We start from the raw sequence: 19,432 nt of genomic DNA on the forward strand, positions 1-19,432 counted from the left end.
AATCCGGGGCGCCGGCACGGTACAATAGCGTTTTTGACCGTCGGCCCGCCGCGCTCCACGCGCCGGCCGCCCTTTTTTCCCGCGCCGCCGTGCCCTGTCCGGCCGCGCCGCCTCACCCGTCCGAAGGATTCCATGAGTCTCAAATGCGGCATCGTCGGCTTGCCCAACGTCGGCAAGTCCACCCTGTTCAATGCGCTGACCAAGGCCGGCATCGCCGCCGAGAACTATCCGTTCTGCACGATCGAGCCGAACGTCGGCATCGTCGAAGTGCCGGATACGCGCCTGAAGGCGCTCTCCGAGATCGTCAAGCCGGAGCGCGTCGTGCCGGCCGTCGTCGAATTCGTCGACATCGCGGGCCTCGTCGCGGGCGCGAGCAAGGGTGAAGGCCTCGGCAACCAGTTCCTCGCGAACATCCGCGAAACCGACGCGATCACGCACGTCGTGCGCTGCTTCGAGGACGAGAACGTCATTCACGTCGCCGGCAAGGTCAGCCCGATCGACGACATCGAAGTGATCAACACCGAACTGGCGCTCGCCGACCTCGGCACCATCGAGAAGGCGCTCACGCGCTATTCGAAGGCGGCGAAGTCGGGCAACGACAAGGAAGCGGCGAAGCTCGTCGCGGTGCTCGAGAAGGTGCGTGCGCAGCTCGACCAGGGCAAGGCCGTGCGCGGCCTCGCGCTGTCGGACGACGAGCAGGCGCTGATCAAGCCGTTCTGCCTGATCACCGCGAAGCCGGCGATGTACGTCGCCAACGTGAAGGACGACGGTTTCGAGAACAACCCGCACCTCGAGGCGGTGCGCCAGTACGCGGAAAGCGAAAACGCGCCGGTGGTCGCCGTGTGCGCGGCGATCGAGGCGGAAATCGCCGATCTCGACGACGCGGACAAGGAAGCGTTCCTCGCCGACATGGGCATGGAAGAGCCGGGCCTCGACCGCGTGATCCGCGCGGGCTTCAAGCTGCTCGGCCTGCAGACCTACTTTACCGCGGGCGTGAAGGAAGTGCGTGCGTGGACGATCCACATCGGCGATACCGCGCCGCAGGCGGCCGGCGTGATCCACACCGACTTCGAGCGCGGCTTCATCCGTGCGCAGACGATCGCGTTCGACGACTTCGTCGCGTACAAGGGCGAGCAAGGCGCGAAGGAAGCCGGCAAGATGCGCGCGGAAGGCAAGGAATATGTCGTGCACGATGGCGACGTGATGAACTTCCTGTTCAACGTCTGAGCGTTGCTGTCGCATCGAGCGTAAAAAAGCCCGCTGAATGCGGGCTTTTTCTTTTCGATGGCGGAAAACCGACTCATTCCCGACCGACGACCTTCAGCGTCCCGGACATATGCAGGAACTGTCCGTCCTTCATCGCGATGTTCGTATCCACCGCGCCGCGTTCGAAATCCTCGACGTGCACGACGTTCGAACCGGTGGACGGCTCATGCCAGTACACCATGTACACCTGCGGACGGACCTCGCGCGCCGTGTACTGCACCGTATCCGTCACGCCCTTGAATTGGCCGGCCGTGCCGACGAACGACATCGTCTTGTCGTCCTTGAAGTTCAGGTCGAACGCGGTAGCGCCGAACTGCACGCGCACCGTCTTGCCCGCCGCGGGGAACGGCGCCGGCGCGGGCCACTGCATCTCGCCCTTCGCAACCTTCGCGCTCAGCTCGAGCGACGACTTCTCGCCAAGGTCCGGGTAGCGCGCCTCCATCGCCGCGATCAGCGTCGTCGAATCCTTCGCGCGCACCGCCTCCTGGTCGAACGCCTTGACGTAATTCCGCGTGAACGCGACGCCCGTGGTGAACGGCTGGCTGCCGTCGCGGTTCGGCAGGAAGTGGCCGGGCACGACGCGCGCCGGCTTCAGCGCATCGATCCGGTCGAGCGTCGCCAGCCAGTTCGCGTGCGACAGCGGCGTCTGCGTGTCGGCCATCCAGACATGAACGTTCGCGGCGACCGGGATGCCACCGACCACGGTCCGCGCGGAAGGAATCCATACGAACGTGCGATCGGGCGTCGGGCCGTCGGGCCCGACGATGCGCAGCGGCTCGCCATCGACGCGCAGCGTATTGCCGTCGAGCGGCTGCGGCACGATCACCGAAGTCGGCGCGTTGTCCTTCAGGATCGGGCCCCAGTAGGCAAGCTTGCCGTCCTTGCTGGCCTCGATCGCGGCGACGGTCTGCGGCGTCGCGACGATCTTCGCATCCGGGAACGCCGCGTGAATCGTTTCCAGCCCGAAGTAATAGTCGGGATCGCTGTGGCTCACGTAGACGGCCTTGAGCGTCTTGCCGCTCGCCTTGATCCGGCTCACCAGCGCCTGAGCGTCGTTGCGCTGGAACTGGGCGTCGATCAGGATCGCCTCCGTTTTGCCCGAAACGATTTCGGACGAAACCGGGAAGATGGCATGCGCGCCCGGATTGTAGACATCGACGGTCAACGGGGCCGCGATGCTCGCGGATGCGGCGCCGAGTAGTGCAGTCGCCGCGAATGCGGAAGAAAACAGATGACGGATCGACATGGTCGGACTCTTGATGGGTTGTGAGTGCCCGTAGAATAAATGAAACCATTTCGGTAACAAATAGCCCATTCATCGATGGCCTATTTCCCAACAGGAACGAATCGATCGCGACGCGGCCGTCTGAGCGGACGCCGGCCGGGCCGTTACCCGGTAATCCTTGATGAATAAAAAAAGCCCGGCCGGCATACGCCGGTCGGGCCACGATACTTCCGGGCGGTATCACTCAGGTGCTATCGCATCCGGCCGCTCGCGCGCTCACGTCGCCGACACCCGCCGCCCCGCGTTCGCCTGCGCATCGCGCCCGCGCTTGTTCAGCCACGACGCGAGCAGCACGATCGACGCCAGCACGGCCGTCGCGCCGACTTCCATCCTGTGCTCCTCGCTGACGAACATCACGGTCAACGTGCCGCAGATGAACAGGATCACGGCCCATGTGAGCCACGGGAACAGCCACATCCGCAGCGTCAGGTCGGCGCCGCCCGCTTCGAGCGTCTTGCGCATCCGCAACTGCGAGATCGCGATCACGAGATACACGAGCAGCGCGATCGCGCCCGACGTCGCGAGCAGGAAGCCGAACACCTGTTCCGGCATCAGGTAGTTCGCGATCACGGTCAGGAAACCGAACGCGGTCGACGCCAGCACGGCCGCGCGCGGCGTGCCGGTCGAATCGGTGCGATGCAGGAAGGCCGGCGCGTCCTGGCGCCGGGACAGCGAGAACAGCATCCGCGACGCCGTGTACAACGCCGAATTCAGGCAGCTCGCGACCGACACGAGCACGATCACGTCGATGATCGCCTTCGCGTTCGGCACGCCGATCAGCTCCATCGCGCGCTGGTACGAGCCGTGCTTCGGCAGCAGCGGGTCGTTCCACGGCACGATGGCCGCGACGACGAGGATCGAGCCGAGATAGAACAGCGTGATACGCCAGATCACGGAGTTCGTCGCGCGCACGATCTGGCGTTGCGGGTTGTCCGATTCGGCGGCCGCGATCGTCACGATCTCGGTGCCGAGGAACGAGAACATCGTCGTCAGCATCGCCGCGAGCACCGCGCTCGCGCCGTGCGGCATGAAGCCGTCGTGCACGAACAGGTTCGACACGCCCGACACGGCCGGCGCGGGGATGATGCCGACGATCGCCGCGCCGCCGATGCACAGGAACACGACGATCGCGACGACCTTGATCAGCGCGAACCAGAATTCGAATTCGCCGTAGTTCTTGACGGAGAAGAGGTTGGTGACGGTGAGCAGCAGCGTGATGCCGAGCGCGAAGATCCACGTCGCGATGCCCGGGAACCACGCATTGAGGATGGTCGCGGCGGCGGTCGCCTCGATCGGGATCACGAGCACCCAGAACCACCAGTACAGCCAGCCGATCGTGAAGCCGGCCCAGTGGCCGATCGCGCGATCGGCATAGGTCGAGAACGACCCGCTGTCCGGATGCGCGACGGCCATTTCGCCGAGCATGCGCATCACCAGCACGACCAGCACGCCCGCGATCGCATACGCGAGTATCGATGCCGGCCCGGCCTCCGCGATCGCGTGGCCGGAGCCGACGAACAAGCCCGCGCCGATGACGCCGGCAATCGACATCATCGTCACGTGACGCTGCTTCAGGCCAGTGCCGAGGCCTGTGTTGCTTCCACTCATCTGTCTCTCTCCAAAAAACGGTTCCGGTACGACCGGTGTCGCGTGAAGGCGGCGCGGGGGAGTTGTCGTTGTCGAATCCGGCTGCGGCCGCGCGTGCGATCGCACGCGGGCACGAGGCCGGACCGGGCCGTTCCGGTCGGGTCGTCCGCGCAGTCTGCGAAGCTGCGGGTGCGATGCGGCGCGCCGGGCGCCGGCGCATCGCGTACGCCCGTTCCGTCGGCTGTCGTCAGCCGCCTTCGAAGCGAAGGAGTGTAAGCATCAAACGGTTCGTCACTAAGAACCAATTGAAGAATTTCGATGGAACCACTCGTTGCATCGATACGAACCGATGCAACGCTTGATCCGGTTCGGCGGCGGCTCGTGCGCCGCGCGCCGCTCAGTTCGCGTCGCGGACGGTTTCGTCCCGCCACTTCGCCGGCACGCGTGCGTGCTATTCTCGCAGAAGCAGGTTTTTCACGGCGTCGGGATGCGCGGCCGACAGGCGCACCAGCACGATCGGCCAACCGACATAGTGATCGGTCACGTAATACACGTCGGGCGCCGATTCGATCAGCCATGCGCGCTCGTCGGGGCCGACGCCCTTCACGACGAGCGTGTCGCCGTCCTCGCGCAGCCGCGCGAGCACTTTTCCCTTCACCTTCAGCGCGGGCGTGCCGTACGACGTGCCTTCCTCGACGCCGCGCCACGCCAATGCGATCTGCCGGACTTCGTCGAATGTCACGATGCCTCCCCGACCATGCGTCGACGGTTGACGGTCCGGCCACCTTACCGGAAACCGCGCGACGCGCCCAGCGGACGGCGTTATCCGCCGGCCGCGCGCGCGGCGGCCGGCGCACGCCCGGTGGTCGCGACGATCGCGAACGCGATCGCATTCGCGGCGGCGCTCGCGAGGATCGGCACGAGATAGCCGCCGCCGGCATCGTAGACGAAGCCGGCGGCGGCCGGCCCGATCAGCGTGCCGAACGCGACGCTCGTGTACAGGATGCCGATGATCGCGCTCACGTTGCGGCCGCCGAAATAGTCCATCACGACCGCCGGCAGCACGGCGACCCAGCCGCCGTAGAACACGCCGAACACGAGCGCGAACGCAGCGAGCGTCGCGACGGTGCCGGCGCCCGCCCACCCGACCAGCGCGACGGCCATGCCGGCGAACATCGCGAGCAGCGACGCGCGGCGGCCGAAGCGGTCGGCCAGGCCGCCGAGGAAGAAGCGGCCGGCCGTGCTGCCCACGCCGATCGCGCCGAGCAACAGCACGGCCGTCGACGGTGCGACGCCGTGATCGAGCGCATATGGCACGAGGTGAACGAACGGGACGAACACACCGAACGAGCAGACGAGGCAGGCCGCATAGAGACTCGCGAACGGCCGCGACGTGACGGCTTCGCGCACCGTCGCGCCGGCATGCACGTTCGCGCCGGTCGATGCGGCAGCGGCATTCCGGCTGCCCTCGCCGACGACATCGCCGTCCGGCAGCCATCCGCGCCTGCGCGGATCGTTCTCGATCAGCAGCGACATGCCGGCGCCCAGCACGAGCGCGATCGCGGCCAGCGTGAAATACGCACCGCGCCAGCCGACCTCCGCGATCAGCGCGGACGCGAGCGGCGGCATCGCCAGCGTGCCGACGCCGATCCCCGCGACCGCGAGCCCCGATGCGAACCCGCGCCGGCGCACGAACCAGCGCTGCACCGCGCCGACGGCCGGCACGTACGCGCAACCGACGCCGAGCCCGACACCGAGCCCGTACGCGACATAGACCTGCAGCAGCGTATGCGCGGCGCCGGCGGCCGCGAGCCCCGCGCCGGTCAGCAGCATCCCGGCGACGGCGAGCCGCCGCGAGCCGAAACGATCGGCGAGCGGCCCGCTGACGATGCCGAAGCCGAAGTACAGGAAGCCGGCGAGCGAGAACACGAGCGAGATCTGGCCGCGCGACGCGGCGAAATCCCGCTGCAGTGACTCGACGAACGCGCTGAACGTATACGCGCTGCCGAACCCGACGAACGTGACGGCGAACGCGGCCGCCACCACGTACCAGCCGTAGAAAAGGCGCGATGTGCCCGGGCGGTTCATGACGATGCTCCTTTCGGGTTCCACCGGCTGCCGGGCGGCATCCGGATTGCCCCGTGGATATAGTTGAACTATGTTGATCGCATCGGCCGCCGACAGGCAGCCGCGCAACAGGCGATCCGATGTGTCGACGTTACTCGCGCGTACGCGTCGCCTCAAACCATATTTCGTCGGCCTTTCGCTTTAGAAAAACTGAATGAATCGTTCCCGCCTGCCGCCACTCAACGCGTTGCGCGCCTTCGAAGCCGCCGCCCGCCACCTGTCGGTGAAGTCGGCGGCCGAGGAGCTGTCGGTCACGCCCGGCGCGGTGAGCCAGATGATCCGCACGCTCGAGACCCACCTCGGCGTGCAACTGTTCGAGCGCGTGAACCGCGGCATCCTGCTGACGGCCGCCGGCCGCGACTACCTGCCGCCGGTGCGCAACGCGTTCCGGCAGATCGCCGACGCGTCGCAGCGCGTGTCGGGCGCCGCCGACAGCGGCGTGCTGACGGTGAGCGTCACGCCGTTCTTCGCGTCCGCGTGGCTCGTCCCGCGCCTCGCGCAGTTCCGCCAAGCCAGCCCCGACGTCGACCTGCAGGTCGTCACGAGCCATGCGCTCGCGGATTTCTCGCGCGACGGCGTCGACGTCGCGATCCGCCACGGTCTCGGGCGCTACGTCGGGCTGTGCAGCGAACGGCTGCTGACGGTCGAAATCGTCGCGCTCGCGTCGCCCGACCTCGTCGCGCGGCTCGGCATGCCGGCGACGCCGGCCGAACTCGTCGGCTGGCCGCAACTGCACGACGCCGAACGCAAGGGCTGGCACATCTGGTTCGGCGCGCAGCGGATCGACGATTTCGGGCCGCCGCGCGGTCCTGCGTTCGACGACTCGGGCCTGCTGCTGCAGGCGATCGTCGCCGGCCAGGGCGCCGGGCTGCTGCCGGCCGCGATGGTGCGCGGCGAGCTGGCGAGCGGCCGGCTCGTGCAGCTTGCCGACGCCGCATGGCTCGACGATTTCGCGTACTACCTCGTCTATCCGCCGCATCACGCGGAACGGCCGAAGGTTGCCGCGTTCCGCCGGTGGATTCTCGACGCCGCGCAGGCCGACGGCGCGGCGTCGATGTCCGGCGCGGCGTAGCGTCGCGCGGGTACACGGCGCGGATCCGCTAACATGCGGCGCGGGCCACCGGCCCGGCATCGACGACAACGACGACAACGAACATAACGAGAGAGGCCATGCGTACCCTGCTCCATCGCGCGACCCATGCCGCGGCCCTGTCCGCGACCCTGTCCGCCGCGCTCTTCGTCGCGGGCGCCGCGTTACCCGCTTCCGCGCACGCGTATCGCGCGCCGCCCGGCTACGGCAACGAAGCCGATCTCGACCGTCACGACACGTATCGCAACCGAGACGGCGAAACCGTGCATGCGCCCGCGCATTCGAAATCGGGCCGCGTGCCGGACGGCGCGAGCGCGCGGTGCCGCGACGGCACGTATAGCTTCAGCCGCCACCGGCGCGGCACGTGCTCGGGGCACGGGGGCGTCGCCGCATGGCTGTGAGCGCGGGTCGGCCGAATAGCCTGCACCGCGCCAGCGGCAGCCGGCGGCGCAGTACAATACGCGCTCGCACCGCCGCGCCCCGCGCGGCACGCTCCGTACCGAATCTCCCGACGCCGCCCCGCCCGCGCGCTGCGCGGCAGTCTCAACCACTTCTGACTTTCACACCGAAATGGCCCAATACGTTTTCACGATGAACCGGGTCGGCAAGATCGTGCCGCCCAAGCGCCAGATCCTGAAGGACATCTCGCTGTCGTTCTTTCCCGGCGCGAAGATCGGCGTGCTCGGCCTGAACGGCTCGGGCAAGTCGACGCTGATCCGCATCATGGCGGGCATCGACAAGGACATCGAAGGCGAAGCGACGCCGATGCCGAACCTGAACATCGGCTACCTGCCGCAGGAGCCGCAACTCGATCCGACGAAGACCGTGCGCGAAGCCGTCGAGGAAGGCCTCGGCGACCTGTTCCAGGCGAACAAGAAGCTGGAGGAAATCTACGCTGCGTATGCCGAGCCGGACGCCGACTTCGACGCGCTCGCGGCCGAGCAGGCCAAATACGAGGCGATCCTCGCGTCGAGCGACGGCGGCAGCCCCGAGCAGCAGCTCGAAGTGGCCGCCGACGCGCTGCGCCTGCCGCCGTGGGACGCAAAGATCGAGCACCTGTCGGGCGGCGAAAAGCGCCGCGTCGCACTGTGCAAGCTGCTGCTCGAAAAACCCGACATGCTGCTGCTCGACGAGCCGACCAACCACCTCGACGCCGAATCGGTCGACTGGCTCGAGCAGTTCCTGGTGCGCTTCCCGGGCACCGTCGTCGCCGTCACGCACGATCGCTACTTCCTCGACAACGCGGCCGAGTGGATTCTCGAACTCGACCGCGGCCACGGCATTCCGTGGAAGGGCAACTACAGCAGCTGGCTCGACCAGAAGGAAGAGCGCCTGAAGCAGGAAGAAGCGTCGGAATCCGCGCGCCAGAAGGCGATCAAGAAGGAACTGGAGTGGGTGCGCCAGAACCCGAAGGGCCGTCAGGCGAAGTCGAAGGCGCGTATCGCGCGCTTCGAGGAGCTGAGCAGCCAGGAATACCAGAAGCGCAACGAAACGCAGGAAATCTTCATTCCGGCCGGCGAACGCCTCGGCAACGAAGTGATCGAGTTCAAGAACGTCAGCAAGTCGTTCGGCGACCGCCTGCTGATCGACAACCTGAGCTTCAAGATCCCGGCCGGCGCGATCGTCGGCATCATCGGCCCGAACGGCGCCGGCAAGTCGACGCTGTTCAAGATGCTGACCGGCAAGGAACAGCCGGATTCGGGCGAAGTCGTGATGGGCCCGACGGTGAAGCTCGCGTACGTCGACCAGAGCCGCGACGCGCTCGACGGTTCGAAGACCGTGTTCGAGGAAATCTCGGGCGGCGCCGACGTGCTGACGGTCGGCAAGTACGAAACGCCGTCGCGCGCGTACATCGGCCGCTTCAACTTCAAGGGCGGCGACCAGCAGAAGATCGTCGGCAACCTGTCCGGCGGCGAACGCGGCCGCCTGCACCTCGCGAAGACGCTGATCTCGGGCGGCAACGTGCTGCTGCTGGACGAACCGTCGAACGACCTCGACGTCGAGACGCTGCGTGCGCTGGAAGACGCGCTGCTCGAATTCGCGGGCTCGGTGATGGTGATCTCGCACGATCGCTGGTTCCTCGACCGAATCGCGACGCACATCCTCGCGTTCGAAGGCGATTCGCAGGTCACGTTCTTCGACGGCAACTACCAGGAGTACGAAGCCGACAAGCGTGCGCGCCTCGGCGAGGAAGCCGCGAAGCCGAAGCGCCTGCGCTACAAGCCGATCAGCCGCTGACCGGCACGGCCCGGGCGCCCGGCGCCGCGATCGCGCGGCGCCGGATGCCGAAAGCGGCCGTATCCGGAACGGCCCAACGAAAAAGCGAGCCCTTGGCTCGCTTTTTTTCGCCCGACGTTCGCCCCGCCGCTTACGCGAGCGCGCCCAGCTCGCGCAGCCGCGCCTCGGTCGCCGCCGCGCTCGTATGATGAATGCCGTGCCAGCCGAGCGCCGTCGCAGCCGCGGCGTTCTTCGCGTTGTCGTCGATGAACACGAGCTCGTGCGGCGCGATGCCGGGCAGGTGCGGATCGATCCGCGCATGCATCTCGCGGTAGATCGCCGGATCGGGTTTCACGAGCTTCACGCGGCCCGACACGACGATGTCCTTGAACCGGCGCAGCACCGGGAAGTTGTCCCATGCATACGGAAACGTCTGCGCGGACCAGTTCGTCAGCCCGAACAGCGGCATCCCCTGCGCGTCCAGCCGGTCGACGAGGGCCGCGCCCTCTTCGAGCACGCCGCCGATCATCTCGTGCCAGCGCGCGTAGAACGCACGGATCAGCGCTTCGTGCTCCGGAAACTTCGCGACGAGTTCGGCCGTGCCTTCCTCGATCGTCTGCCCGCCGTCCTGACGGACCACCCAGTCCATCGCGCACACGTGCGTGAGGAACCAGCGGCGCTCGGCGGCGTCGGGAATCAGTTCGCGGTAAAGGTACTCGGGGCTCCAGTCGATCAGCACGCCGCCGAAATCGAACACCACGGCCTTGATCGTCATGCGAACTCCGTGGCGAGCACGTCTGCGAGCGGACGCGGCGTCACCGCGTTACCCGACAGCGAATTGTTGTTCCAGACGAAGTGATGATGCGCGACGATCTGCGCCGCCGACAGGTGGGCGCGCTCGTTCGTCGTATGCAGATCGGACACGACGGTGGTCCGGTAGCCGAGCAGCGCGGCACGGCGCGCGGCCGAATCGACGCAGAACTCGGTCGCATAGCCGCAGATCAGCACCGAGCGGATGCCGTGGCGATCGAGCTGCGCCGCGAGCGGCGTGTCGTGGAACGCGTCGCTCGCCTGCTTGCGCACGCGCCAGTCGTCGCGGCCGACGACCAGCCCCGCATGCAGTTCCCAGCCCGGCGTGCCGGGCACGATGTCGTCGTCCGCATCGCCGTCGTGCTGCACGAAGCACACCGGCGCGTTCGCCGCGCGCGCTGCCGCCGTCAACCGGTTGATGCCCGACACCACGTCGTCGAGCCGGTATGCGGGCTGCGCCCGCTCCACCAGCCCGCGCTGCATGTCGATCACGATCACCGCAGTGTCCGCCATGACTTGCCCTCGCTGTGATTGTTCCGCCGTCGTGCGGTCGCTATCCGGCCGCCCTCCGGCCATTACCGCGCGTTGCGTCAGATCGGCTGCGTGCGCGCATCGAGCCACGCCTTCGCGTCGCCGCTCAGGTGCCGGCCGACGCGCTCGCGCACCGTCGCGTGATACGTGTTCAGCCACGCGCGCTCTTCATCGTGCAGCATCTCGATCAGCACGCAGCGCGTGTCGATCGGGCACAGCGTCAACGTCTCGAACGCGAGGAAATCGCCGAATTCCGTCTGCCCGGCCGCACGGTTCACGACCAGGTTCTCGATCCGGACGCCCCACTGGCCCGGACGGTACACGCCCGGCTCGATCGACGTGATCATGCCCTCTTCCATCGCCGTGTACGGCTCGGCCGGCGCGTAGTGCGAGATGACCTGCGGACCTTCGTGCACGTTCAGGAAGTACCCGACGCCATGCCCGGTGCCGTGGCCGTAGTCGAGCCCGGCCGCCCACATCGGCGCACGCGCGATCGCGTCGAGCATCGGCGAGCGAATGCCGCGCGGGAAGCGGGCGCGCGACAGCGCCATCATCGATTTCAGCACGATCGTGAAATCGCGCCGCTGCAGGTCGCTGACGGTGCCGACCGGCACGACGCGCGTGATGTCGGTCGTGCCCGTCATGTACTGGCCGCCCGAATCGATCAGCAGCAGCCCGTCGCCGGCGATCGTCGCGTGCGACTCGCGCGTCGCGTGGTAGTGCGGCATCGCGCCGTTCGCGTTGAAGCCGGCGATCGTCGCGAAGCTCGCCGACACGTAGCCGGGGCGGCGGGCGCGCGCGGCCGTGAGCTGTTCCTCGATCGTCAGCTCGGTGATCGTCTCGCGATTGACGGCCTGTTCGAACCACGCGAAGAACTCCGCGAGCGCGGCGCCGTCATGCTCCATCGTCACGCGTACGTGCTCGATCTCGGCGGACGTCTTGCGCGACTTCGCGAACGTCGACGGATTCACGGCCTCGACGAGCTTCACGCCGGCCGGCACGGCCTCGAGCGTGCCGAACGTCACGCGGCGCGGGTCGATCAGCAGCGTCGCGCCGTCGGGCAGCGCCGCGAGCGACGCACGCGCGGCGTCGTAGGCGCGGACGTCGACGCCGTCCTGCGCGAGCGACGCGGCCAGCGCCGGCGGCACCTTGCCGTCGGCGACGAACAGCGTCGCGCGATCGGTGCCGATCATTGCGTGCGCAACGAACACCGGATTGAAGTTGACGTCGGCGCCGCGCAGGTTGAACAGCCACGCGAGATCATCGAGCGTCGACACGAAGTGCCATTGCGCGCCCTGCGCGTGCATCGCGCGGCGCACGTCGGCGAGCTTGCTCGCGCGCGTCGTGTCGGCCAGCGGCGCGACGTGCTCGAATACCGCGTGGCCGGGCAGCCCCGGCCGCTCGGGCCAGATCGCGTCGAGCAGGTCGACGTCGGTACGCAGCGCGATGCCGCGCCCACTCAGCGCGGCCGTCAGCCCGCGCGCGGCCGCGACGCCGAGCACGGCGCCGTCGACCCCGACCGTCGCGCCGGCCGCCACGTTCCGCGCGAGCCAGTCGACGTGCGGTGCGCTCTGCTGCCCGCCCGTCATCTTCATCAACTGCACGCCCGTGCCCGCCAGTTCGGCATCGGCCTGCACCCAGTAGCGGCTGTCGACCCACAGCCCCGCGAAATCCGCGGTCACGACCAGCGTGCCGACCGAGCCCGTGAAGCCGGACAGCCAGCGGCGCGCCTGCCAGCGCTCGGGCAGGTATTCGGACAAGTGGGGGTCGGCGGACGGCACGAGATAGGCGGCCAGATTCTCGCGGGCCATGGCGTCGCGCAGCAGCGCGAGACGGGCCGGCACCGGCGAGACTTCGGGGAGACGGGCATTCATGATTTCACCTGAGAGCATTCAGCGACGGGCCGACAGCGCGACCGTCACGGCTACGGCGAGGAACGCGACGCCGGTGCAGACCGGCCATTCGAGCGTCTCGCCATCGTAAAACAGTCCCGAGAGATTGCCGACCATGCGGGCGGCGGCCGCGCCCACGATGCCGACGAGCACCGCGATCCACCACGCCGGCCGGCCCGTGCGCCGCAGCGGATGCAGCCAGCGGCCGAACAGCCCGACGGCCGCTCCCAGGACAAGGATTCCAAACCAGTTCATTCAACGCCTTCTATAAATTCAGATTCGTCCCATAGGCGTGAACGCTGCCAGCGGCTAGCATCGATTCATCCATCGAACCCGAGACCAGCCGGGCGCCGCGAACATTCGAGTGTAGGGGCCGACTCGACGTTATGGCAAGCGCACACCGGCTGCCGTATTGAAGAAATCCTCATGCGAATCGCTCTGATCGATCCGGAATCGCGCCATACCGCACTCCTGAACCGCCTGCTCTTCGCGGGCGGTCACGTGTGCCATGCGTTTTCGTCCAGCACCGCATTCTTCCAGTGGCTCGCTGCCGACAATACCTGCGACATGCTGGTCACCGGCCACTGGGCCGGCGACCAGCCGGCGCAGGAAGTCATTCCGCGCGCGCAGGCGGTCCTGCCCGGGTTGCCGGCCATCGCGGTGATGCAGTCGGCGCGCGAAAGCGAAATCGTGTCGTGCCTGCACGCCGGCGCCGACGATTGCCTCGTGCGCCCGGTGAGCGGGCCCGAACTGCTCGCGCGCGTCAATGCACTGAGCCGGCGCGCCGGCGTACGGCGGGCGCCCACCCGCTCGCGCGAAATGTATGGCGAATACGCGTTCGACGCCACGCATTGCCTCGTGCGTTTCGGCGACGCAATCGTTTCACTCACGCCGAAAGAGTTCCGTTTCGCACAATTGCTGTTCACGAACCTGTCGCGGCCCGTGTCGCGCGCGCACATCCTGGAAACGGTATGGGCGCGCCGCCGCGACATGAAGTCGCGCACGCTCGACACGCACGCGTCCCGGCTGCGCAGCAAATTGCAGTTGCTTCCGGAGCGCGGCTACCAGCTGTTGCCGCTCTACGGCTTCGGCTATCGGCTCGACCGCGTACCGATCGAGCCCCCAAATTCGCGGCCGCGCCACGCCGATGCCCGGTATGCGGCGAGTGAGGAAATCGCCGAAACGCTATAATATGGGGCTAAACGATAGCCCTCGATATGCAACTCCTCACGATCGGAATCAATCACCACACTGCGCCTGTCGCCCTGCGCGAACGCGTGGCGTTTCCGCTCGAGCAGATCAAGCCGGCTCTCGTTACGTTCAAGAACGTGTTTCTCGGCCCGCAGGCGCCCAATACGCCCGAAGCGGCGATCCTCTCCACCTGCAACCGCACCGAACTGTATTGCGCGACCGACGATCGCGCGGCCCGCGAAGGCGCGATCCGCTGGTTGTCGGAGTATCACCGGATTCCGGTCGACGAGCTCGCGCCGCACGTCTATGCGCTGCCGCAGTCCGAAGCGGTCCGGCACGCGTTCCGCGTCGCCTCCGGCCTCGATTCGATGGTGCTCGGCGAAACCCAGATTCTGGGCCAGATGAAGGATGCCGTTCGCACCGCGACGGAAGCCGGCGCGCTCGGCACCTATCTGAATCAGTTGTTCCAGCGCACGTTCGCGGTCGCGAAGGAAGTGCGCGGCACGACCGAAATCGGCACGCAGTCGGTGTCGATGGCCGCCGCCGCGGTTCGCCTCGCGCAGCGGATCTTCGAAAAGGTGTCGGATCAGCGCGTGCTGTTCATCGGCGCCGGCGAGATGATCGAGCTGTGCGCGACGCACTTCGCCGCGCAAGGCCCGCGCGAGCTCGTCGTCGCGAACCGTACGGCCGAACGCGGCCAGCGGCTCGCCGAACGCTTCAACGGCCGCGCGATGCCGCTGGCCGATCTGCCCACCCGCATGCACGAATTCGACATCATCGTGTCGTGCACCGCATCGACGCTGCCGATCATCGGCCTCGGCGCGGTCGAGCGCGCGGTGAAGGCGCGCCGTCACCGTCCGATCTTCATGGTCGACCTCGCGGTGCCGCGCGACATTGAGCCCGAAGTCGGCAAACTGAAGGACGTGTTCCTCTACACCGTCGACGATCTCGGCGCGATCGTGCGCGAAGGCAACGCATCGCGTCAGGCCGCGGTCGCCCAGGCCGAGGCGATCATCGAGACGCGCGTGCAGAATTTCATGCAATGGCTCGACACGCGCAGCGTCGTGCCGGTGATCCGTCACATGCATACGCAGGCCGACGCGCTGCGCCGGGCCGAAGTCGAGAAGGCGCAGAAGCTGCTCGCGCGCGGCGACGATCCGGCGGCCGTGCTCGAAGCGCTGTCGCAAGCGCTGACCAACAAGCTGATCCACGGCCCGACGAGCGCGCTCAACCGCGTCAACGGCGCCGATCGCGATTCGCTGATCGACCTGATGCGCGGCTTCTACCAGCACGCGCCCCGCTCGAACGACCCGTCCGGCCACTAGCGCCGCTCGCCCTGCCGCCAGCCGGTCGTGGTTCTGCCGCCGGTCTATCCTTTCCGAATACCCCTTTGCCCGGGAGCGCCGCTCCACACCATGAAGACGAGCATGCAACGCAAGCTCGACCAGCTTTCCACACGGCTGGCCGAACTGAACGATCTGCTGAGCCGCGAAAACGTCACGGCCGACCTCGACCAGTACCGCAAGCTGACACGCGAACATGCGGAACTCGGCCCGGTCGTCGAGCAATACGCGTTATGGCGCCAGTCGCGCAGCGACGAGACGGCCGCGCAGGAACTGCTCGCCGATCCGTCGATGCGCGATTTCGCGGAAGACGAAATCCGCCGCGCGCGCGAGGACATGGCGCGCCTCGAGACCGAGCTGCAGAAGATGCTGCTGCCGAAGGACCCGAACGACGACCGCAACATCTTCCTCGAAATCCGTGCGGGCACGGGCGGCGACGAATCGGCGCTGTTCGCGGGCGACCTGCTGCGCATGTACCTGCGCTTCGCGGAACGCCAGCGCTGGCAGGTCGAAATGATGTCGGAAAGCGCGTCGGATCTCGGCGGCTACAAGGAAGTGATCGTGCGGATCGCCGGCCAGGGCGCGTATTCGCGCCTGAAGTTCGAATCGGGCGGCCATCGCGTGCAGCGCGTGCCGGCCACCGAGACGCAAGGGCGCATCCATACGTCCGCGTGCACGGTCGCCGTGATGCCGGAAGCCGACGAGATCGGCGAGGTCGAGATCAATCCGGCCGACCTGCGCATCGACACGTTCCGCGCGTCCGGCGCCGGCGGCCAGCACATCAACAAGACCGATTCGGCGGTGCGCGTCACGCACCTGCCGACCGGGATCGTCGTCGAATGCCAGGACGACCGCTCGCAGCACAAGAACAAGGATCGCGCGCTGAAGGTGCTCGCCGCGCGCATCAAGGACAAGCAGTATCACGAGCAGCATGCGAAGGAAGCGGCGACGCGCAAGAGCCTGATCGGCTCCGGCGACCGTTCGGAGCGGATCCGCACGTACAACTTCCCGCAGGGCCGGATGACCGACCACCGGATCAACCTGACGCTGTACCGGCTCGAGGCGATCATGGACGGCGATCTCGACGAACTGATCGGCGCGCTCGTCACCGAGCACCAGGCCGAGCTGCTCGCATCGCTCGGCGACGCCGACTGAGGCCGCGATGTCCGACACCACCGCCGACGCGCTGCTGCGCGCCTCGCCGCTCGACCCCGTCGATGCACGCGTGCTGCTCGCGCACGCGCTCGGCTGGACCCGCACGCAACTGATCACGCGCGGCGACGCGCCGCTCGACGCCGCCGCGGTCGAACGCTACCGCGCGCTCGAAGCGCGGCGCATCGCCGGCGAGCCCGTCGCGCAACTGGTGGGGATGCGCGAGTTCTTCGGCCGCCCGTTCGAGGTGACGCCCGACGTGCTGATCCCGCGCCCCGAAACCGAACTGCTCGTCGAAGCCGCGCTCGATGCGATCGACGGGCTGCCGCACGCCACCGTGCTCGATCTCGGCACCGGCAGCGGCGCGATCGCCGTGTCGATTGCGGCCGAGCGTCCCGATGCGCGCGTGTGGGCGCTCGACCGGTCGCCGGACGCGCTCGCGGTCGCGCAACGCAATGCCGACAAACTGCTCGGCACGCCGCGCCCCGGCGGCCCGCTGCACTGGCTGCAGAGCGACTGGTACGCGGCGCTCGATCCCGCGCTCGCGTTCGATACGATCGTCAGCAACCCGCCGTACATCGCGCAGCACGATCCGCACCTCGGACAAGGCGACCTGCGTTTCGAGCCGCGCGGCGCGCTCACCGACGATGCCGACGGTCTCAGCGCGATCCGCACGATCGTCGCGGGCGCCGGCGCCTATCTGAAACCGGGCGGCACGCTGTGGATCGAGCACGGCTACGATCAGGCCGAAGCCGTCCGCGCGATACTGGCGTCGCACGGCTTCGTCGCGGTCGAATCGCGCGCCGATCTCGCCGCCATCGAACGCACGACCGGCGGCCGCCTGCCGGGCTGACGCCCGGCCTGCCCGGTTGAAATCCGCTATCATTTCGATCTAACGCCCCGCAAACGCAAGGTCAGTCATGGACACCCAACAACGTATCAAGCAAATCGTCGACGAAAACCAGGTCGTGCTCTTCATGAAGGGCAACGCGCAATTCCCGATGTGCGGCTTCTCGGGCCGCGCCGTGCAGGTGCTGAAGGCCTGCGGCGTCGACCAGTTCAAGACGGTCAACGTGCTCGAGGACGACGAAATCCGCCAGGGCATCAAGGCATTCTCGAACTGGCCGACCATCCCGCAGCTCTACGTGAAGGGCGAATTCATCGGCGGCTCGGACATCATGATGGAGATGTACCAGTCGGGCGAACTGCAGCAACTGTTCGCCGCCGCTTGATACGCGGCACCCGTCCCCCTTTCGATGGCATCTCCCAGCGCGCCGCCACGCCGGCTGATCGTCGCGATCACCGGCGCCACCGGCGCGATTTACGGTGTGCGGCTGCTCGACCTGCTGCGCGCCGCCGGCGGCGTCGAAACACACCTGCTGATTTCGAACGCCGGCTGGCTCAACATCCAGCATGAACTGAAGCTGCCGAAGGCCGATGTCGAAAGCCGTGCGGACGTCGTGCATTCGGTGCGCGACGTCGGCGCGACGATCGCGTCGGGTTCGTTCGCGACCGACGGCATGGTGATCGCACCCTGCTCGATGAAGACGCTCGCGAGTGTCGCGCACGGGCTGTCCGACAACCTGATCACGCGCGCGGCCGACGTCACGCTGAAGGAACGCCGCCGTCTCGTGCTGATGGTGCGCGAAACGCCGTTCAACCTCGCGCACCTGCGCAACATGACCGCCGTCACCGAAATGGGCGGCATCGTCTTTCCGCCGTTGCCGGCGTTTTATGCGATGCCGAAGACGATCGAGGAACTCGTCGACCAGACCGTCACGCGCGTCCTCGACCTCTTCGCGCTCAGCGCGCCGCTCACGACGCCGTGGGCGGGCATCCGGCACGCGCAGTAACCACGCCGCTTTTGCGCGCATCTCCATCGATCTTCGCGGCAATCCCGGCGATTTCCCGCTTTCGGTGCGAATCCGCATTCGATTGATCGGCGCCGCCGCGATTATCAACGAACACGCGTCAATCAAATTCCCGTTCGCCGATTTATCAATGCACGGTGCGCGCCTATAGTCACAGGCAAATCCCTCTGCAGGTCACCATCATGAACCGCTTGCCTTCGCTGTACCTGTCCCACGGCGCCCCGACGCTGCCGATCGACCCGGCGCTGCCGTCCGGCGCGTTCACGCACCTCGGCGCCGAACTGCCGCGCCCGCGCGCGGTGCTGATGCTGTCCGCGCACTGGGGCACGCAACGGCCGGTCGCGAGCGTCGCCGCGCATCCGGACACGATTCACGACTTCTACGGTTTCCCGCAGGCGCTGTACGACATCCGCTATCCGGCGCCGGGCGCACCCGACGTCGCCGAGCGCGCGGCCGCGCTGCTGAACGCGGCCGGCATCGCGACCGCGACGACCGAACACGGCCTCGATCACGGCGCGTGGGTGCCGATGCTGCTGATGTTTCCGGAAGCCGACGTGCCGGTCGCGCAACTGTCGATCCAGCCGCGCGCGGACGCCGCGCATCACTTCGCGCTCGGCCGCGCGCTGCGGCCGCTGCGCGACGACGGCGTGATGGTGATCGGCTCGGGCCAGATCACGCACAACCTGCGCGCCGCCGATTTCGGCGCGGCGCCCGAGGACGCGGATCCGCGCGTCGCGGAATTCACGGACTGGTTCGAGGCGAAGCTTGCCGCGCGCGACGTCGACGCGCTGCTCGACTACCGTCGGCAGGCGCCGCACGCGGCGCTGATGCATCCGACCGACGAGCACCTGCTGCCGGTCTTCGCGGCGCTCGGCGCGGCGGACGACGACTACCGGCTCGGCATCCAGTCGCTCGGCACCTACCAGCGCGTGCTCGCGATGACGAACTACGTGTTCGCGAGCGCCGGCGCCTGAGCCGCGGCCCAACGGCCGAGGCAGCAAAAAGCCCGCCCGGGCATCGCTCGGGCGGGCTTCTTTTTATCGCTGCATCCTGCCGCCGCCGAATCCGGC

19 protein-coding genes are annotated in these 19,432 nt (G+C 67.7%); 11 read left to right on the forward strand and 8 right to left on the reverse strand.

Annotated features, from left to right (window positions below):
* Window positions 1-132: 132 nt before the first annotated feature.
* Window positions 133-1,227: a redox-regulated ATPase YchF gene (gene ychF, locus WT53_RS16880; RefSeq protein ID WP_034209833.1), complete on the forward strand. Its 1,095-nt coding sequence runs from the start codon at window positions 133-135 to the stop codon at window positions 1,225-1,227.
* Window positions 1,228-1,300: 73 nt separating this feature from the next.
* Here the strand turns inward: ychF and WT53_RS16885 are convergent, their stop codons facing one another.
* The 4 genes from WT53_RS16885 to WT53_RS16900 form a co-directional block, all read right to left on the reverse strand.
* Window positions 1,301-2,512, reverse strand: coding sequence for an MBL fold metallo-hydrolase (locus tag WT53_RS16885; RefSeq protein ID WP_034209832.1), 1,212 nt, complete (start codon window positions 2,510-2,512; stop codon window positions 1,301-1,303).
* Window positions 2,513-2,767: 255 nt separating this feature from the next.
* Window positions 2,768-4,159, reverse strand: coding sequence for a GABA permease (gabP, locus tag WT53_RS16890; RefSeq protein ID WP_034209831.1), 1,392 nt, complete (start codon window positions 4,157-4,159; stop codon window positions 2,768-2,770).
* A gap of 430 nt (window positions 4,160-4,589) precedes the next feature.
* Window positions 4,590-4,880, reverse strand: coding sequence for an MmcQ/YjbR family DNA-binding protein (locus tag WT53_RS16895; RefSeq protein ID WP_052100458.1), 291 nt, complete (start codon window positions 4,878-4,880; stop codon window positions 4,590-4,592).
* Window positions 4,881-4,960: 80 nt separating this feature from the next.
* The gene (locus WT53_RS16900; RefSeq protein WP_034209830.1) at window positions 4,961-6,226 is read right to left on the reverse strand and encodes an MFS transporter; all 1,266 of its coding nucleotides are present in this window, start codon (window positions 6,224-6,226) and stop codon (window positions 4,961-4,963) included.
* A gap of 193 nt (window positions 6,227-6,419) precedes the next feature.
* Here WT53_RS16900 and gcvA point away from each other — a divergent pair, with 193 nt between their 5' ends.
* From gcvA to ettA, 3 genes are all read left to right on the forward strand, one after another.
* Entirely contained in the window at window positions 6,420-7,337 is a 918-nt protein-coding gene (gene gcvA, locus WT53_RS16905) for a transcriptional regulator GcvA (protein ID WP_034209829.1), read from the forward strand.
* Window positions 7,338-7,435: 98 nt separating this feature from the next.
* Window positions 7,436-7,756, forward strand: a complete 321-nt coding sequence (locus tag WT53_RS16910; RefSeq protein ID WP_034209828.1) for a DUF3761 domain-containing protein — start codon at window positions 7,436-7,438, stop codon at window positions 7,754-7,756.
* Between the two features lie 169 nt (window positions 7,757-7,925).
* Window positions 7,926-9,593 (forward strand): energy-dependent translational throttle protein EttA, encoded by a 1,668-nt coding sequence (gene ettA / locus WT53_RS16915; protein ID WP_034209827.1) that lies wholly within the window; start codon window positions 7,926-7,928, stop codon window positions 9,591-9,593.
* Between the two features lie 130 nt (window positions 9,594-9,723).
* On the opposite strand, the gene WT53_RS16920 is transcribed toward ettA, so the two are convergent.
* The 4 genes from WT53_RS16920 to WT53_RS16935 form a co-directional block, all read right to left on the reverse strand.
* Entirely contained in the window at window positions 9,724-10,347 is a 624-nt protein-coding gene (locus WT53_RS16920; RefSeq protein WP_034209826.1) for an HAD family hydrolase, read from the reverse strand.
* Window positions 10,344-10,895: a cysteine hydrolase family protein gene (locus WT53_RS16925; RefSeq protein ID WP_034209825.1), complete on the reverse strand. Its 552-nt coding sequence runs from the start codon at window positions 10,893-10,895 to the stop codon at window positions 10,344-10,346. Before WT53_RS16925 ends, WT53_RS16920 begins: the two co-directional genes overlap by 4 nt.
* A gap of 77 nt (window positions 10,896-10,972) precedes the next feature.
* Window positions 10,973-12,787, reverse strand: coding sequence for an aminopeptidase P family protein (locus tag WT53_RS16930; RefSeq protein ID WP_034209824.1), 1,815 nt, complete (start codon window positions 12,785-12,787; stop codon window positions 10,973-10,975).
* Window positions 12,788-12,805: 18 nt separating this feature from the next.
* Window positions 12,806-13,060 carry a hypothetical protein gene (locus WT53_RS16935; RefSeq protein ID WP_034209823.1) on the reverse strand — a complete coding sequence of 85 codons (255 nt, stop codon included), beginning with the start codon at window positions 13,058-13,060 and terminating at the stop codon, window positions 12,806-12,808.
* 171 nt (window positions 13,061-13,231) lie between these two features.
* On the opposite strand from WT53_RS16935, the gene WT53_RS16940 reads away from it, so the two are divergent.
* The 7 genes from WT53_RS16940 (at window position 13,232) to WT53_RS16970 (ending at window position 19,336) form a co-directional block, all read left to right on the forward strand.
* Window positions 13,232-13,996 (forward strand): response regulator transcription factor, encoded by a 765-nt coding sequence (locus WT53_RS16940; protein ID WP_034209822.1) that lies wholly within the window; start codon window positions 13,232-13,234, stop codon window positions 13,994-13,996.
* A 26-nt stretch (window positions 13,997-14,022) separates the two neighbouring features.
* Complete coding sequence (gene hemA / locus WT53_RS16945) at window positions 14,023-15,321, forward strand: glutamyl-tRNA reductase (RefSeq protein WP_034209821.1); 1,299 nt, start codon at window positions 14,023-14,025, stop codon at window positions 15,319-15,321.
* Window positions 15,322-15,411: 90 nt separating this feature from the next.
* The gene (gene prfA, locus WT53_RS16950; RefSeq protein ID WP_034209820.1) at window positions 15,412-16,494 is read left to right on the forward strand and encodes a peptide chain release factor 1; all 1,083 of its coding nucleotides are present in this window, start codon (window positions 15,412-15,414) and stop codon (window positions 16,492-16,494) included.
* A 7-nt stretch (window positions 16,495-16,501) separates the two neighbouring features.
* Window positions 16,502-17,344, forward strand: coding sequence for a peptide chain release factor N(5)-glutamine methyltransferase (gene prmC / locus WT53_RS16955; protein WP_059827613.1), 843 nt, complete (start codon window positions 16,502-16,504; stop codon window positions 17,342-17,344).
* Between the two features lie 67 nt (window positions 17,345-17,411).
* Complete coding sequence (gene grxD, locus WT53_RS16960; RefSeq protein ID WP_006477066.1) at window positions 17,412-17,723, forward strand: Grx4 family monothiol glutaredoxin; 312 nt, start codon at window positions 17,412-17,414, stop codon at window positions 17,721-17,723.
* A 24-nt stretch (window positions 17,724-17,747) separates the two neighbouring features.
* Window positions 17,748-18,344, forward strand: coding sequence for a UbiX family flavin prenyltransferase (locus WT53_RS16965; RefSeq protein ID WP_034183704.1), 597 nt, complete (start codon window positions 17,748-17,750; stop codon window positions 18,342-18,344).
* A 200-nt stretch (window positions 18,345-18,544) separates the two neighbouring features.
* Window positions 18,545-19,336, forward strand: coding sequence for a class III extradiol ring-cleavage dioxygenase (locus tag WT53_RS16970; RefSeq protein WP_034209818.1), 792 nt, complete (start codon window positions 18,545-18,547; stop codon window positions 19,334-19,336).
* Window positions 19,337-19,432: the final 96 nt, after the last annotated feature.

The organism is Burkholderia sp. MSMB2157WGS (assembly GCF_001532755.1).
Lineage (GTDB): Bacteria > Pseudomonadota > Gammaproteobacteria > Burkholderiales > Burkholderiaceae > Burkholderia.

Bases quoted from the DNA above. Each gene is read 5' to 3' on its own strand.
- gabP (WP_034209831.1), bottom strand. From the start codon at position 4,159: ATGAGTGGAAGCAACACAGGCCTCGGCACTGGCCTGAAGCAGCGTCAC.
- WT53_RS16930 (WP_034209824.1), bottom strand. From the start codon at position 12,787: ATGAATGCCCGTCTCCCCGAAGTCTCGCCGGTGCCGGCCCGTCTCGCG.
- WT53_RS16970 (WP_034209818.1), top strand. From the start codon at position 18,545: ATGAACCGCTTGCCTTCGCTGTACCTGTCCCACGGCGCCCCGACGCTG.
- hemA (WP_034209821.1), top strand. From the start codon at position 14,023: ATGCAACTCCTCACGATCGGAATCAATCACCACACTGCGCCTGTCGCC.
- WT53_RS16920 (WP_034209826.1), bottom strand. From the start codon at position 10,347: ATGACGATCAAGGCCGTGGTGTTCGATTTCGGCGGCGTGCTGATCGAC.
- gcvA (WP_034209829.1), top strand. From the start codon at position 6,420: ATGAATCGTTCCCGCCTGCCGCCACTCAACGCGTTGCGCGCCTTCGAA.
- grxD (WP_006477066.1), top strand. From the start codon at position 17,412: ATGGACACCCAACAACGTATCAAGCAAATCGTCGACGAAAACCAGGTC.
- WT53_RS16965 (WP_034183704.1), top strand. From the start codon at position 17,748: ATGGCATCTCCCAGCGCGCCGCCACGCCGGCTGATCGTCGCGATCACC.
- WT53_RS16925 (WP_034209825.1), bottom strand. From the start codon at position 10,895: ATGGCGGACACTGCGGTGATCGTGATCGACATGCAGCGCGGGCTGGTG.
- WT53_RS16900 (WP_034209830.1), bottom strand. From the start codon at position 6,226: ATGAACCGCCCGGGCACATCGCGCCTTTTCTACGGCTGGTACGTGGTG.
- WT53_RS16885 (WP_034209832.1), bottom strand. From the start codon at position 2,512: ATGTCGATCCGTCATCTGTTTTCTTCCGCATTCGCGGCGACTGCACTA.
- ettA (WP_034209827.1), top strand. From the start codon at position 7,926: ATGGCCCAATACGTTTTCACGATGAACCGGGTCGGCAAGATCGTGCCG.
- WT53_RS16940 (WP_034209822.1), top strand. From the start codon at position 13,232: ATGCGAATCGCTCTGATCGATCCGGAATCGCGCCATACCGCACTCCTG.
- prfA (WP_034209820.1), top strand. From the start codon at position 15,412: ATGAAGACGAGCATGCAACGCAAGCTCGACCAGCTTTCCACACGGCTG.
- WT53_RS16935 (WP_034209823.1), bottom strand. From the start codon at position 13,060: ATGAACTGGTTTGGAATCCTTGTCCTGGGAGCGGCCGTCGGGCTGTTC.
- prmC (WP_059827613.1), top strand. From the start codon at position 16,502: ATGTCCGACACCACCGCCGACGCGCTGCTGCGCGCCTCGCCGCTCGAC.
- WT53_RS16910 (WP_034209828.1), top strand. From the start codon at position 7,436: ATGCGTACCCTGCTCCATCGCGCGACCCATGCCGCGGCCCTGTCCGCG.
- ychF (WP_034209833.1), top strand. From the start codon at position 133: ATGAGTCTCAAATGCGGCATCGTCGGCTTGCCCAACGTCGGCAAGTCC.